Annotated in this window: 12 protein-coding genes; 7 read left to right on the top strand and 5 right to left on the bottom strand. The window is 71.4% G+C overall.

Annotated features, from left to right (window positions below):
* Positions 1 to 453: 453 nt before the first annotated feature.
* The 3 genes from chvE (at position 454) to mmsB (ending at position 4,460) form a co-directional block, all read left to right on the top strand.
* Positions 454 to 1,596, top strand: a complete 1,143-nt coding sequence (gene chvE, locus EAD98_RS21145; RefSeq protein WP_121655779.1) for a multiple monosaccharide ABC transporter substrate-binding protein — start codon at positions 454 to 456, stop codon at positions 1,594 to 1,596.
* 78 nt (positions 1,597 to 1,674) lie between these two features.
* Positions 1,675 to 3,213, top strand: coding sequence for a multiple monosaccharide ABC transporter ATP-binding protein (gene mmsA, locus EAD98_RS21140; RefSeq protein WP_121655778.1), 1,539 nt, complete (start codon positions 1,675 to 1,677; stop codon positions 3,211 to 3,213).
* Entirely contained in the window at positions 3,210 to 4,460 is a 1,251-nt protein-coding gene (gene mmsB, locus EAD98_RS21135) for a multiple monosaccharide ABC transporter permease (protein ID WP_121655777.1), read from the top strand. The genes mmsA and mmsB overlap by 4 nt, the downstream gene beginning before the upstream one ends.
* 72 nt (positions 4,461 to 4,532) lie before the next feature.
* Here mmsB and EAD98_RS21130 read toward each other — a convergent pair whose 3' ends face one another.
* Positions 4,533 to 5,909, bottom strand: a complete 1,377-nt coding sequence (locus tag EAD98_RS21130) for a DNRLRE domain-containing protein (RefSeq protein WP_121655776.1) — start codon at positions 5,907 to 5,909, stop codon at positions 4,533 to 4,535.
* A gap of 223 nt (positions 5,910 to 6,132) precedes the next feature.
* Between EAD98_RS21130 and EAD98_RS21125 the strand changes: the two genes are divergently transcribed.
* A complete protein-coding gene (locus EAD98_RS21125; protein ID WP_233583910.1) occupies positions 6,133 to 7,413 on the top strand; it encodes an MFS transporter in 1,281 nt (426 codons plus the stop codon).
* Positions 7,410 to 8,396 carry a PD40 domain-containing protein gene (locus EAD98_RS21120; RefSeq protein WP_121655774.1) on the top strand — a complete coding sequence of 329 codons (987 nt, stop codon included), beginning with the start codon at positions 7,410 to 7,412 and terminating at the stop codon, positions 8,394 to 8,396. The genes EAD98_RS21125 and EAD98_RS21120 overlap by 4 nt, the downstream gene beginning before the upstream one ends.
* On the opposite strand, the gene EAD98_RS21115 is transcribed toward EAD98_RS21120, so the two are convergent.
* The 4 genes from EAD98_RS21115 to EAD98_RS21100 all read right to left on the bottom strand — a co-directional run bounded on the left by EAD98_RS21115 (position 8,389) and on the right by EAD98_RS21100 (position 13,425).
* Positions 8,389 to 9,285, bottom strand: coding sequence for an ABC transporter ATP-binding protein (locus EAD98_RS21115; RefSeq protein WP_121655773.1), 897 nt, complete (start codon positions 9,283 to 9,285; stop codon positions 8,389 to 8,391). The two genes, EAD98_RS21120 and EAD98_RS21115, sit on opposite strands and share 8 nt — an antisense overlap.
* Positions 9,282 to 12,308, bottom strand: coding sequence for an FtsX-like permease family protein (locus tag EAD98_RS21110; RefSeq protein WP_121655772.1), 3,027 nt, complete (start codon positions 12,306 to 12,308; stop codon positions 9,282 to 9,284). Before EAD98_RS21110 ends, EAD98_RS21115 begins: the two co-directional genes overlap by 4 nt.
* 84 nt (positions 12,309 to 12,392) lie before the next feature.
* Complete coding sequence (locus tag EAD98_RS21105) at positions 12,393 to 13,040, bottom strand: ABC transporter ATP-binding protein (RefSeq protein ID WP_121655771.1); 648 nt, start codon at positions 13,038 to 13,040, stop codon at positions 12,393 to 12,395.
* A 100-nt stretch (positions 13,041 to 13,140) separates the two neighbouring features.
* The gene (locus tag EAD98_RS21100; protein WP_121655770.1) at positions 13,141 to 13,425 is read right to left on the bottom strand and encodes a hypothetical protein; all 285 of its coding nucleotides are present in this window, start codon (positions 13,423 to 13,425) and stop codon (positions 13,141 to 13,143) included.
* Positions 13,426 to 13,589: 164 nt separating this feature from the next.
* Between EAD98_RS21100 and EAD98_RS21095 the strand changes: the two genes are divergently transcribed.
* Together EAD98_RS21095 and EAD98_RS21090 are read left to right on the top strand one after the other, a co-directional pair.
* Positions 13,590 to 14,003 (top strand): hypothetical protein, encoded by a 414-nt coding sequence (locus tag EAD98_RS21095; protein WP_121655769.1) that lies wholly within the window; start codon positions 13,590 to 13,592, stop codon positions 14,001 to 14,003.
* Between the two features lie 16 nt (positions 14,004 to 14,019).
* Complete coding sequence (locus EAD98_RS21090; RefSeq protein ID WP_121655768.1) at positions 14,020 to 14,616, top strand: cell wall protein; 597 nt, start codon at positions 14,020 to 14,022, stop codon at positions 14,614 to 14,616.
* Positions 14,617 to 14,655 lie beyond the last annotated feature (39 nt).

Below are 14,655 nucleotides of genomic sequence, written 5' to 3'. Positions count from 1 at the left end.
TCCCCGGCCGGCCCGGCCAGTCGCCGTCCGGGCCGGCCAGTCGCCGTCCGGGCCGGCCAGTCGCCGTCCGGGCCGGCCAGTCGCCGTCCGGGCCGGCCAGTCGCCGTCCGGGCCGGCCAGTCGCCGTCCGGGCCGGCCAGTCGCCGTCCGTGCAGGCCAGTCGAGGGCCGCGCCGACAGACGTAGGTCACTCCGGCAGTCGCAGGGCGCCCCGGCAGTCGCACCGTCCATTCGGGACAGATCAGCGGAGGCCCCGTCCCAGGTCGCCCCGGCGGTCGCAGGCTGTCCCGGCAGTTGCAGGCCGCGCCGGCGAGTTGCGGGCCGTCCCCGTTACGAGACCGTGACACCGGTATTTCCGATTAAGTGTTGACGTGCGATATGTGAGCGCTAACACTACCCGGGAAGATGACAGGTGGCCCCGGCGGTCGGCGGGGAGTCCAGAGAGGAGAGGCCCGTGGGCAGGAAGTTCCTGGTTGCTCTCGGCGGCGCGGTGCTGGCGCTGAGCCTGGCGGCGTGCAGTGGCGAGGGTGCTGGCAGCGGCGGTGACACCAGCGGGGAGAAGCCCGGGGACCTGACCATCGGCGTCTCGATGCCGACGCAGACCTCCGAGCGCTGGATCGCCGACGGCAACGCGGTGAAGCAGAAGCTGGAGGCCAAGGGCTACAAGGTCGACCTCCAGTACGCGGGCGACGACATCCCCACCCAGTCGCAGCAGGTCGATCAGATGATCACCCAGGGCGCGGACGTCCTGGTCCTCGCGGCGATCGACGGTACGGCCCTCAGCGGCCAGTTGCAGGCCGCCGCCGACGCGAAGATCCCGGTGATCGCGTACGACCGGCTGATCCGCGGCAGCAAGAACGTCGACTTCTACGTCAGCTTCGACAACTACAAGGTCGGCGTCGCCCAGGCCACCGCGCTGCTGGTCGGCCTCGGCCTGCAGAACAAGGACGGCTCGAAGGGCACCGCGAAGGGCCCGTTCAACGTCGAACTGTTCGCCGGCTCGCTCGACGACAACAACACCCAGTACTTCTTCGGCGGGGCGATGGACACGCTCAAGCCGTTCGTCGACGCCGGCACCCTGCGGGTGAAGTCGCGTCAGACCACCATCGAGCAGGTGGCCATCCTGCGGTGGCAGCAGGAGACCGCGCAGAAGCGGATGGAGGACCTGCTCACCTCCAGCTACAACGACGGCGCCAAGGTCGACGGGGTCCTGTCGCCGTACGACGGCATCTCGCGCGGCATCATCACCGCTCTGCAGAACGCCGGCTACGGCACCGCGGCCAAGAAGATCCCCGTGGTGACCGGTCAGGACGCCGAGATCGCCTCGATCAAGCTGATCAACGACGGCGTGCAGAGCTCCACCGTCTTCAAGGACACCCGTCTGCTCGCCGAGCAGGCCGTGAACGCCGCCGAGGCGTTCCTGCAGAAGAAGCAGCCGCAGGCCAACGACACGCAGACGTACAACAACGGCGTCAAGGTCGTCCCGGCGTACCTGCTGCCGATCGCGACCGTCTACAAGGACGACATCAAGGCTACGCTGATCGACTCCGGCTACTGGACGGCGGAAGAGGTCGCCGCCGGTCAGGCCAAGAAGTAAGCCGTCGTCGGGCTCGGCGGTCACCGCCGGGCCCGACGCCGTGGCGTACCGCGTCCAACCTGACAGAGGACAGTGACCATGGACGACACCATCCTCGAGATGCGCCGCATCACGAAGACCTTCCCCGGGGTGACCGCGCTGGAGGACGTCACCCTCTCGGTACGCCGGGGGGAGATCCACGCCATCTGCGGTGAGAACGGCGCCGGCAAGTCCACCCTGATGAAGGTGCTGTCCGGCGTCCACCCGGCCGGCTCGTACGACGGCGAGATCCTGTTCGACGGCAAGCCGATGCAGTTCCGTGGCATCCGCGACAGCGAAGCCAACGGCATTGTCATCATCCACCAGGAGCTGGCCCTGGTGCCGTACCTGTCGATCGCCGAGAATATCTTCCTCGGCAACGAACGGCGGGGTCGCAGCGGGCTCATCGACTGGAACCGGGCCAACGCCGACGCGGCGGAGCTGCTGGCGTCCGTCGGGTTGCACGAGAACCCGGTCACCCCCGTCATCCAGCTCGGCGTGGGCAAGCAACAGCTCGTGGAGATCGCGAAGGCGCTGTCGAAGAAGGTGCGCCTGCTGATCCTGGACGAGCCGACCGCCGCCCTCAACGATGTCGACTCGGCGCACCTGCTCGACCTGTTGCGCCAGCTCAAGGAGCAGGGGATCACCTGCATCATGATCTCCCACAAGCTCAACGAGATCACCGCGATCGCCGACTCGACCACGGTCATCCGGGACGGGCGCGCCGTGGAGACCCTCGACATGCGGGCCGAGGACGTGAGCCAGCAGCGGATCATCCGGGGCATGGTCGGGCGCGACCTGGACAGCTTCTACCCCGACCGGGTGTCGTCCCCGGGTGAGGAGGTGCTCCGGATCGAGGACTGGTCGGTGCGGCACCCGACCCAGGACCGGCTGGTCGTCGAGGGCGTCGGCCTGTCCGTGCGGGCCGGCGAGGTCGTCGGCATCGCGGGGCTGATGGGTGCCGGACGCACCGAGCTGGCGATGAGCGTGTTCGGCCGGTCGTACGGCCGGGACATCAGCGGCCGGCTGTTCGTGCACGGGCGGGAGGTGAAGGCCCGTACCGTCGCGGAGGCGATCGACAACGGCATCGCCTACGTCACCGAGGACCGCAAGCGGTTCGGCCTGAACCTCATCGACGACGTCCGCCGCAACGTCTCCGCCGCCGCGTTGGCCCGACTGGCCCGGCTGGGCTGGGTGAACGGCAACGAGGAGATCAAGGTCGCCGAGGCGAGCCGGCGGGAGATGAACATCAAGGCGCCCAGCGTCATGGCGGTGGTCGGCAAGCTCTCCGGCGGCAACCAGCAGAAGGTCGTCCTGTCGAAGTGGCTCTTCACCGACCCCGACGTGCTGATCCTGGACGAACCGACGCGCGGTATCGACGTCGGGGCCAAGTACGAGATTTACACGATCATCAACCGGCTCGTGGCCGAGGGTAAGGCGGTGATCATCATCTCCTCCGAGCTGCCGGAGCTGCTCGGGATGTGTGACCGCATCTACACCCTCGCCGTCGGCCGGATCACCGGTGAGAAGCCGGTCGGCGAGGCGACCCAGGAGAGCCTCATGGAGCTGATGACCAAGGACAAGGAGCTCGTCGGATGACCAGCATCAAGACCCCGTCGACGGAGCGCCCGACGCCCCCGGACAGCGCCCCGGCCGCCGCCCTGCACACCGGGACGAGCGACCTGCGGGCCCTGGTGCTGAACAACCTGCGGCAGAGCGGGATCTACGTCGCCCTGGTCGTTATCGTCGCGCTCTTCGCGATCCTGACCGACGGGGTGTCGCTGAGCCCCGGGAACATCACCAACATCGTCCTGCAGTACTCGTACATCCTGGTGCTCGCGATCGGGATGGTCATCCTCATCATCGGCGGGCACATCGACCTGTCGGTGGGGTCCGTGGTCGCGCTGACCGGAGCCGTCTCCGCGGTCCTGGTGATCCAGCAGGGTTACCCGTGGTGGGTCGGCGTCCTGGCCGCGCTCGTCGTCGGCGTCGCGGTGGGCGCCTGGCACGGCTTCTGGGTGGCGTACGCCGGCATTCCGGCCTTCATCGTGACCCTGGCCGGAATGCTGCTGTTCCGTGGTCTCACCCTGCGGGTGCTCGACAACATCTCGCTGTCGCCGTTCCCGGCCGAGTATCAGCGCGTCGCGGCGGGGTTCCTCAACGGACTGCTCGGCGGGCAGGGCTTCGACGCCTTCACGCTGCTGATCGGCGCCGTCGCCGTAGCCGGGTACGCGGTGAGCGGTTTCCGCACCCGCGTCGCGCGCATCCGCTACCAGCAGCCGGTCGAGTCGTTCCCGCTGTTCGTCGCCCGGGTGGTCGCGGTCGGCGCGGTCATCATGTACTTCGCCTGGCAGTTGGCGCACGCCCGTGGCCTTCCGATCGTGCTGATCGTCCTGGCGGTCCTCGTCCTGGTCTACGGGCTGCTGACCCGCCGTACCGTCTTCGGCCGTCAGGTCTACGCGATCGGCGGCAACCTCTCGGCCGCGGCGCTGTCCGGGGTGAAGGTCCGCACCGTCAACTTCTGGATGTTCGTCAACATGGGCTTCCTGGCGGCGGTCGCCGGCGTCATCTACTCGTCGCGGTCCAACGGCGCCCAGCCCGCCGCCGGCAACATGTTCGAGCTGGACGCGATCGCCGCCGCCTTCATCGGCGGCGCGGCGGTCACCGGCGGCGTCGGCACCGTGGTGGGCGCGATGGTCGGTGGTCTGATCATGGCGGTGATGAGCAACGGCATGCAGCTGATGGGTGTCGACCAGTCGACCCAGTCGGTGGTGAAGGGGCTCGTTTTGCTCGTCGCCGTGGCCTTCGACGTCTACAACAAGCGACGCGCCGCCGGTACCCGCTGACGCCGCGTCCTCCGGGGGGCCCGGGGGACGGCGATCCCGCTGCGCCGCGGACAGCGCAGCGGGATCGACGGATCAGTGGCAGGTGCCGGTGCCGCTGTCGTTGTAGGTCTGCCCGGCGACCGGCACGAACTGCCAGTCGTAGCTGCCGGCGTGCAGGGTGAACTTCAGGACCCCGAACGCCGAACTGTTGCGAGCCTCGCTGTTGGGCTGGATGGTGCCGAAGCCGTAGTGGTCCGCACCGCCCATCCCGGCGACGAAGCTGCGCATGCCCCGGCTGGCGTCGTAGCCACCGGTCGGGTTCATCGGGCCGAACCGCTCGTACACGTGGTTGTGCCCCCAGACGACCACGTCCGCGTTGTAGTCGTAGAGCGCCTGGTACAGCGGACGCGTCGACGTCGACGGGGCGTGGTTGGAGCTCGACGTGAACAGCGGGTGGTGCCAGTAGGCCAGCGTGCACGGCTTGCTGCTGGCGGCCAGGTCGGAGCGCAGCCACTGCTCCTGGGCGGAGCCGGCCGACATGCTGATGTTCGAGTTCAGCGACACGACGTGCCAGTTGCCGAGGTCGTAGGAGTAGTAGCCGCGGCCGCTCGGGCCGGCCTGCGTACCGAAGTAGTTGTAGTAGGGGGTGGCGCCCGAGGTGTTGTAGTCGTGGTTGCCCGGCGACGGGCGGGTACGCGCCTTGTGCCGGCCCCAGGTGGGGGCGTAGTAGCTGCTGAACTCGGCCGCGGTGCCGTTGCTGTAGACGTTGTCGCCGGTGGTGAAGACCGTGCCGGGGATGCCGTCGAGCAGCGCCGCCGTGGCGGTGTCGCCGGAGCCGGAGTTGGCGATGTCACCGGCGCCCACCAGCACCGGGTCGCCGGAGGGCGGCGGCGTGGTCCCGGTCGTGATCACCAGCTGCGGGGCGTCGGCTCCGCTCTCCCGCGAGTCGTAGTAGGCGCCGTCGCCACTGGCGGAGGTCACCCCGAAGCTGTACGTGCCGTTGCCGGTGACCGCGGCCCGGACGTCCAGTTCGTACCAGGTGTTGCCGGCGACCGCCCCGATCGAGCCGAGCGTGGCGCCGTCGACGGCCGGCTGGTTGCTCCACGTGGTGCCGGTCTCCGACCAGCTCGTGTTCGACATCTTCCGGAACGTGCCACCGGAGTCGCTGCCACTGTTGCCGCTGATGGTGCGCAGCCGCAGCTTGGCCGTGGTCACCGTGCCGCTGACGCCGCTCACGGTGAAGCGCAGGAACGACCGCCGGACAGGGGAGTTGTCGACGACGATCTGCGTGGACGTGCCGTAGTTGGTGGACGCCGTGTCGCTCTGGACGTAGGTGTCGGCGACCGGCGTGAAGGTCACGGTCGCCGCCGAGGCCGCTCCTGCGCCGGTCACGACGACGGCGGCGGTGGCGGCGACGAGCACCGCGACCGCCCCCAGCGTCACCGACGGGCGAGGCAATCGAATGTCCATCCAGGACCCCTTCTCTGCGTGTGTCAGGCGCAAGGAACGTAGGAAGGTCGCCGAACCGGCGGACTACGGCCAGATGAACAGTACGCTCGTGCAGCGAAACATTTCGATGTTCTCCCCGAGTTCACCCACCGCGTGTCTGTTCGCCACCGTCGGTCCCTTGTCTCCGGTCCGATTCGTTCCGCAGGATGGCTGACCGTCAGCCCACCGATTCGAGGAGATGCTCGTGTACCTGTCGACCGTCTCCCGGCCGGACGCCGACCCGCCCGACTCCGGCCGGCCCCGCCGCGGGCTGGCCCTGATCAGCGGCAACGTCGTCGCACTGGGCACGGTCAGCCTGATCACCGATGTCTCCGCCGAGATGGTGACCGCCGTCCTGCCGCTCTACCTGGTGCTGGGTCTGCAACTCAGCCCACTGGCCTTCGGCGTGCTCGACGGCGTCCACACCGGCGCGAGCGCCCTCCTGCGGGTCGTCGGTGGCTTCGCCGCCGATCGGTTCCGTCGGCGCAAGCTGGTGGCCGGCGTCGGCTACGCGCTCTCGGCGGTCGCCAAGCTCGGCCTGCTGCTCGCCGGCCGGTCGGTGCCGGCCATCGGCGCCGTCATCGCCGTCGACCGGCTCGGCAAGGGTCTGCGCAGCGCGCCGCGCGACGCGCTGATCACGCTCTCCACGCCACCCGAGGCGCTGGGTCGTGCGTTCGGTGTGCACCGGGCGATGGACAGCGTCGGCGCGTTCCTCGGGCCACTGGCCGCGTTCGCGGTCCTGCTGGCCGTCGGGCAGTCGTACGACGCGGTTTTCGTCACCAGCTTCTGCGTCGCCGCACTGGCGGTCGTCGTGCTCGTGCTCTTCGTCCGGGAACGCCCGCCCGGCGCGGCGACGGCCGGCCCGGACGACCCGAAGGTCTCCGTACGTGAGGCGCTCGGCCTGCTGCGCAGCCGCCCCGCCCGCCGCCTGCTGCTGGCGGCGGCGCTGCTCGGGCTGGCCACGATCGGCGACGGCTTCGTCTACCTGCTGCTTCAGCGCCGCGAGGACCTCGGCCTGCGGTGGTTCCCGCTGCTCGCGGTGGGCACCAGCCTGGCCTACCTGGTCCTCGCCGCTCCCCTCGGTGTGCTCGCCGACCGGATCGGCCGGCTGCCGGTGGTGGTGGGTGGCTACGCGGCCCTCGGCGCGACGTATCTGCTGCTCGCCGGCCCGGTCCACGGCTGGCCGGTGCTCGCGCTGACGCTGGCGCTGTACGGCACGTTCTACGCGGCCACCGACGGCGTGCTCGTCGCGCTCGCCGGGCCGGTGCTCCCACCGCGGCTGCGGACCACCGGGATCGCGCTCGTGCAGACCGGCCAGGCGCTGGCGTACCTCGTCTCCTCGGTCCTGTTCGGTCTCACCTGGCAGGCGTGGGGACCGGAGGCCGCGATCCGGCTCGCGGCGCTCGCCGTCGCCGTCGTTCTCGTCGCCACGGTGCTCCTGCTGGCCTCCCCGTCCCGCCTGTTCACCCGGAAGGTGCCCCGATGACCGCGATGTCGACCCGAACGAAGCTCGCCGTGGTGGCCGTCTCGGCGGTGCTGCTGGGCAGCGTGGCGGCCGCCTACACCGCCACGGCCGCGCAACGGGACCGCACCCCGTCGCCCGCCGCCGGCACGGACCAGGCGGTCACCCTGACGCCCGGGCCGCGCCTGCTGGCGATCACCGACCGGCACGTCTCGTCCGTCGCCGCGGCCGACCCCGCCGGGCCGCGTACCGTGTCCGGCCTGGAATGCCTTCGGGTGTACGCGGCGGCCGGCACGGGCGTCTGCCTGAAGCCGGAGACACCCTGGACGTACCAGGTCGTCGTCCTCGACGCCGCGCTGCGACCGACGCGGTCTCTGCCCGTGCCGGGCCTGCCCAACCGGGCCCGGGTCTCGTCCTCCGGCCGGATGGTCTCCTGGACCACGTTCGTCGGCGGCGACTCCTACACCACCAGCGGGTTCTCCACGCGCACCGGAATCCTCGACACCACCACCGGCGCGGCCGTGCTGTCACTCGAGGAGTTCGCCGTCACCCGGGACGGCCGCCCCCACCGCAACCCCGACATCAACTACTGGGGCGTCACCTTCACCGCCGACGACAACGTCTTCTACGCGACCATGTCCACGGGCGGAAAGCGGTACCTCGTGCGGGGTGACGTCGCCGCCCGCCGGGTGGAGACGGTGAAGGAGAACGTCGAATGTCCGTCGCTGTCGCCGGACGGCACGCGGATCGCCTTCAAGCAGGCCATCGACGCCGACCCGGCGAAGGGCTGGCGGCTGTCGGTCCTCGACCTGGCGACCATGCGGGTGACCGCGACGGCGGAGACGGCCAGCGTCGACGACCAGGCGGCCTGGCTGGACGCCGGCACGCTGGCCTACACGCTGCGCCAGAGCGACGGCCGGCCCGATGTCTGGACCGTCCCGGCCGACGGGTCCGGTACGCCGAAACTGGTGCTGCCCGGCGCCGAATCCCCGTCCCCGCTCACGTGAGGCCGCTGCCCCTCGCCACCTCGTCGTTGCGGGGCGTCGACGGGTGCACCGTGGCGTGCAGGGTGATCGACTCGTCGGTGTGGTCGACCTCGAAGAGCGTCCCGGCCGGGAAGGCCGCGAACGTCTCCGGGGGCAGCTGGATCGTGCCGTCCCCGGCCACCACGGCGAAGTCCCGGCCGTTGCGGCCCTCGGCGCCCACCCGACCGTCCCGGATGGTGACGGCTCGGCCCAACTGGGCGCCGACGTCACCGTCGTGGGTCACCACGACCACCGTCGTCCCCCGTTCGGAGTTGATGGTGGCCAGCGCGGAGAGCACCTCGTCGCGCCCGGCGCCGTCGAGCTGACTGGTCGGCTCATCGACCAGGAGCAGGCCGGGCCCGGCGGCGAGCCCCTGCGCCAGCGCGGCCCGCTGACGCTCCCCCGGGGTCAGGTCGCCGGAGCGGCGCGCGCCGGCGCCGGCGAGACCGACCAGTTCCAGGATCGCCTCCGGGGGATCCAGCCGACGCCCGGCGAGCCGCGCCGCCGGCCGCTGGGCCAACCAGATGTTGCGCGACAGCGACACGTACGGCAGCAGGTTGCGCTCGGCGCCCTGGAGCACCGTGCCGACCGTGGGCCCGCGCAGGGCGGCCAGCTCGGCGGGGGAGAGCCGGGACAGGTCGTGCTCGCCCACGTACACCCGGCCGGCGCTGGGCCGCATGAGCCCGCCGAGGATGGAGACCAGGGTGGACTTGCCGGAGCCGGACGGCCCGACCAGCGCGAGCATCTCGCCGGCGGCGATCTGCAGGTCCACCCCGGAGAGCGCGACCACGTCCCCGGTCCCGGTCGAGTAGATGTGGATCAGCCGGTGGCAGGTGACCGGTACGCCCTCCGCGGGCGGTGCGGCGGTCATCGGCCGGTCCGGCGACGAACCGAGGCGGCGACGAACCGGCCGAGCACCGCCGCGGTGACGGCGAAGAGCGCGACCGTGGGCGCCGCGAACAACAGCAGTCGGCCGACGTCCGGCCAGTCGGGCAACGGGACCGGCGACCGGCCGTCACTGAACAGGCGTTGCCCACCGCGGGTGAGGAGCCAGATCACCAGGGTCGCCAGACCGGCCGACACGGTGGCGACCGCGACCGGCCACCCGTAGCCGCCGCGGACGGCTCGTGCGCGCAGCCCCTGCCGTCGGAGCGCCACCAGCATCGCGACCCGGTTGCGTTGATCGGCCGCCGCCGCCGCGATCAGGCCGGCCGCTCCGATGAGGACCCCGGCCAGCGCGGCGAACAGGTTGAATCGCAACGCCAGCGCCGCACCCTGCCGGTCGAAGTCCTGGCTCACGCCGGTGATCGTCCGGTCGTACTTGACGACCAGGCCCTGGGCCCGCAGCCGATCGAGGATGTCCGGCGGCGCGGTCGGCGTCATCCAGACCTCCTTGACACCGGTCTGGCCGGCGACGGCGAGCCGGTCGGCGTACTCCAGGTCGACGATCATGCCGGATGGCCCGAGTCGGGGCAGCCCGTCCGCCAGGCCCTCGATCAACGCCTGGGTCACCGAGCCGTCGATCCCCTCGTACGGATGAATCCCGTGCACGGGCGTCGCCTTGGACCGAGTCGACCAACCGGGTAACGGGAACGGCGCATCGACGACGGCGATGCCCAGCGACCGGGACCGTCGGCCCTCCGCCACGTCGAAAACCAGAGCGGCATCCGGGCCACTCGTGGTGGTGAGCACCGTGTCCATCGGGTCTGACTGCCGCCACCGCCGAACATCGGTCAACTCCGCACCGGTCAGCCGCTCGGCGTCGCTGTCACCGGTGCGCAACTCCTCGAAGCGAACCGTCAACGGGCCGGGGGTGACCGGAGCGACGATCTCGAGGTTGACCAACCGGCATTCCTGCGCGCACTCGGGCACCTCCACGCGGTATTCCCGCAGGTCGGGTTTGATGTCCTTGTGGGCGGTGATCCGGCGGGTGCCGGCCCTGCTGGCGACCGAGACGAAGAGGCGGACACGGTTGCCGCCGAAGGCCTCCTCGTCGTAGCTCGCGGACAGGGCCACGGTGAGCTGACGCCCCCGCAGCAGGATCGGTGCTCCCGGCGGATCCGGGCGGAGCTCTCGCGCGACGTCCGCCAGGGCCACGCCGTACGACGGGTGTGGCGCGGCCACCATCGCCAGGCGGTCGGAGTCCACGGCGAGCACCGATGTGCCGGCTCCGGTGGCCACATCCTTCACCGTCGCGGCCATCGCGAAGCGACCCTCGGGGTCGGCGGCCCGGACGGACTCCAGCAGGTGCCGGTGCGACATCGCGTCGACGCCGACCACGCGGGGTGCCCCGACCTCGACGGTGGCCCGATCCGCGTAGGCGGCCGACGCGACCTCGCTCGTCGCGGCGGTGAAGGCGAGCATCGCCACAACCACGGTGAGCAGCGCGATCAGTGGCCGGAAGCGTGGCTGGCGGGCCACCTGGACCAGGGCGAGGCCGATGGTCGTCCGGCCCCGGGCGAGCAGCCGCGCCCCCACCGCCGCTCCGGCGATCATGGCGACCCGCGCCAGCAGGACGCCCGCGGCGAGCGCGCCGGCCAGCGGTGCCAGCAGGGCCAACCCCGAGGGCGACCCGCCGGAGCGCAACTGCACCACGGCGGCCACCGCGATGGACACCGCGACGATGTCGCCGACGGTCGCCCGCCATCCCCGCATCCGTGCCGGCACCCGGCGCAGCAGGTCGACGACCGGTGCGGACAGGGCCCGCACCTGGGCCAGCAGCACCGCGGTGAGCGCGCCGGCGGCGCCGACGGCGGCGTAGCCGATCACGGTCGCGTCCACCATGACATCGGCACGGGCGGGCAGGGTCTGCGCGGCGAGCAGGTCGGCGGCGGCGAGGCCGCCCAGGCAGCCCAGGGGAATTGCGACCAGCACGGGCACGGCGTGCTCGCCGATCGCCAGTGCCCAGAGCCGTCGGCGCTGCACCCCGCGCAGGAGAAGCAGGCCCTGTTCCGGTCGGCGCTCGTCGGCCGCCGAGCTGACCGCCACGAACAGCACCAGCCAGCAGAGCAGGACGAGCAGCCCGGCACCCAGCGTCACCCCCGCGGCCAGCTGCTCACGCTGCAGGGTGATGCGATCGAGCAGGCGCGGCAGTGCGGTGCCGGCACCGAAACCCTCGCGGCTCCCGTCGCGCGTCACCGCCGCGACGGTGGCCCGCAGGTCCTGCGCCGACCTGGTGGACAACATCTGTTCGGTAACGAACAGGTCGGCCGTCGATCGATACAGGATGGCTTGTTCGTCGGCCAGGGGTGCGGACTCGGCGGTGAAGATGGCGTCCGCTGCGCTGCCCACGGCCGACGCGGACGCCGAGCCCGGTGCGGGTGGCCGAAGGTATTCGCCGCCGAGCCAGAACGGGTCGGTCGCGTCCAGCGGGCGGTAGACGCCGGCCACCCGCACCGGCACCTTGCCGAAGGTGAACTCGCCGCCGGCGGCCACGCCCAGATGCGCAGCGGTGTTCGTGCTGACCAGCACCTCGGGAAGCTGGTCCTTGGCGGTGGACCGGGGGCAGGCGCCGACGACGGCGACCCGTTCGCACACGCCAGTTCGGAAGATCAGGTTGGAGGTGATGCGCCCGGCCGGGCCGGTGGCGACGCCGCCGCTCTGCGCGCCGAGGACGACAGCGAACCCGGCCGGCGCGAGTCGCTCGACCTGAACGCCGAACACGCCTCTGGCCGGGTTGCCCGGCATTCCCGGGTATTCCGTGGGGTCGACGAGCCGCAGCCGTAGCTCGTCCGGGTCGGCGGTGGAGAACTCGTCGCTGGCGAGGGCCCGCCCGGCCGCGGCCACGTAGCTGGGGGCGGCCGCGGCGGCGGCACTGGCGAGCACCGCGAGCAGGAGCACCGCCAGGGCTTGTGCCCGGCGGGCGGCGAGCGCTCCCCCGATGATGGCCAGCATTGACGGTCACGCTATCGAGCAGCCAACGCGCCCACCGCCCCGCGTGTGCGGATCGATGCGGACCGGTTACCTACCGGCCGGGTCTCAACCGCGCACGATCTCCGCCCGCCCGTCGACCAGGTGCAGCTCCGCCGCACAGGAGGCGGCCACCTCGGCGTCGTGGGTGGCGAACACGACGGCCGCGCCCCGCCGGGCCTCGTCGTGCAGCAGATCCAGCACCCGTTGCCGGTTGCCCGCGTCCAGTTCGCTGGTCACCTCGTCGGCCAGCAGCACGCCGCCGCGCAGCGCCAGGCCGCGGGCGATGGCCGTACGCTGCTGCTGGCCTCCGGACAGCTCCTCGACCAGTTGGTCGGCCTGGCCGGCGAGACCGAGCTGAGCGAGCGTCGCGGCGGTCTGCCGGCGCGCCTCGGGTGGTGCCACGCCGCCGGCGACGAGGGCCACCTGCACGTTCTCCGCGGCGGTCAGGATCGGGGCCAGCCCGTTGTCCTGCGGGATGAGAACGATCCGGTGGTCCACCGCGTGATCACGGTCGCGCAGCCGATGTCCCTCGACGGTCACCGCGCCGTCGCGCGGCCGCAGCAGCCCCGCCATGGCGTTGAGCAGGGTGGTCTTGCCCGCGCCCGACGACCCGGTCAACGCCAGCACCCGACCCGGGCGGACCGTCACCGTCACGTCCCGGAGGACGGGTGGCGCGTCGCCGTACCCGACGGTCACCTCATCGATCGTCAGCATGTGCAACCGCCCCCTCCGGCCCCGAGTCTCCGCACACTGTCACGCGGGACGGGCCCGGCACAATCCTCGTCGATCCGCAGTGGTCGGTGACGCGACGTTGCTAGTCGACCAGCGCGGTCAGGGTCAGCCTCTCGTACAGGGCCAGGGTGGCGAGGAAGGCGGCGAGCAGGCCCATGGCCACCTGTGCGGGCACGAACCCGGCGACGGGCACCAGCAGCAGCGTCACACCGATCCCGACGAGCTGACCCGGCGAGGTGCGGACGGTCAGCCGCAGGAACAGGAACCGGCCGACGAGATAGAGGGCCGTCCCGAAGAAGATCTCGAAGGGGGTTGCCCGGTGCGCCTCCTCCACCAGCACCGGCCGGGACCGAAGAACGCGGCTCATCGGCCCATCCTCGCCCGTTCACCAGGGGTGCCGACGCCGGACGCGGCAAACAGTACGTAGAAAACCTTCGATCAGTCCGTTGACTTCGACAGTTTGCTACACAACAATCGTCATCAATATTGATATCCGTCTCTGTTAATCCTCATGCCAGAGAGGAGGCACCCATGGCAGCTCTGCGAGGCGAGGTGTCCTGGTTCTGCTGCGGCAGCGCCTGGGGTCCCTGCGGCACGGCCGGCGGCGGCGCCTGCGGCACCTGCAGCTCGGGCAACTACCAGCACGCCTGGCCGAACACCTCGGACGCGTGTCTGGCCATCACCCGCCCGGACCGGTGCGGGGTGACCGGGATGGCCCGGCGCGGCTGCGGCTTCCGGCACTACACCACCAACCTCTGCAACGGCGCCCGGGTCGGCACCACGATCGCCGACTGCGGGCCGCAGACCGACCTGTTCTGCGGCGAGCGCACCTGCTGCGGCTCCGCCTGCGGCAGCAACCGGATCATCGATCTCACCCCGGCCGCGTACAGCGCGATCGCCAGTCTCTCCGCGGGGCTCCGGCCCTGCTCGGTCGACACGGTCTGAACGAAAGGGCGCCACCATGAACCAGACCCTGGACCGCCGGCGGCTGCTCGCCACCGCGGCGCTCGGCGGCGTGGTCGGGGCCACCGGCCTCGGCTCGCTGGCCCCCGAGGCGGCCTTCGCCGCCGAACCCGCGACCATCGACTCGGGCGCGCCCGACCCGAACTTCGCCGAGGGTCGGATCAGCAAGATCTCCGGCAGCATGCTGCTGGTCACCGGCTCGGACACCGTGCTGCACTCGATCCGGATCACCGACGGCACGAGCATCTGGAAGCTGCACCCCACCACGTTCGACAAGGTGGCCATCGGCGACGGGCTCTACGCCCGCGGTGTCCGCCTGCCCGACGGCACACTCGCCGCCGACTCCGTCTGGCTCAACATCGTCAACCTGCACGGGCACATCGCCGCGGTCGGCCGCAACGTGTTGCACCTCGACCACCAGGGTCGACGGATCGTCGCGCACGTCGTGCCCGACCGGTCCGCCGCGGTCTACAACGGCACCCCGGCGGTCAGCGACCTGTCGCTGCTGCGGGTCGGTCGGCACGTCCAGGTGCTCGGCGCCTGGCACCCGGACACCAACGAGGTCGACATCGCCACCGTCTACGCCGCCGCCTGACCGGACCCCCGGGCGGCGCGCCTCCGCGCATCGGCGTGC

It is taken from the genome of Micromonospora sp. CV4 (genome assembly GCF_003667455.1).
Classification (GTDB): domain Bacteria; phylum Actinomycetota; class Actinomycetes; order Mycobacteriales; family Micromonosporaceae; genus Micromonospora.
This window is presented reverse-complemented; position numbering and strand designations above follow the sequence as displayed.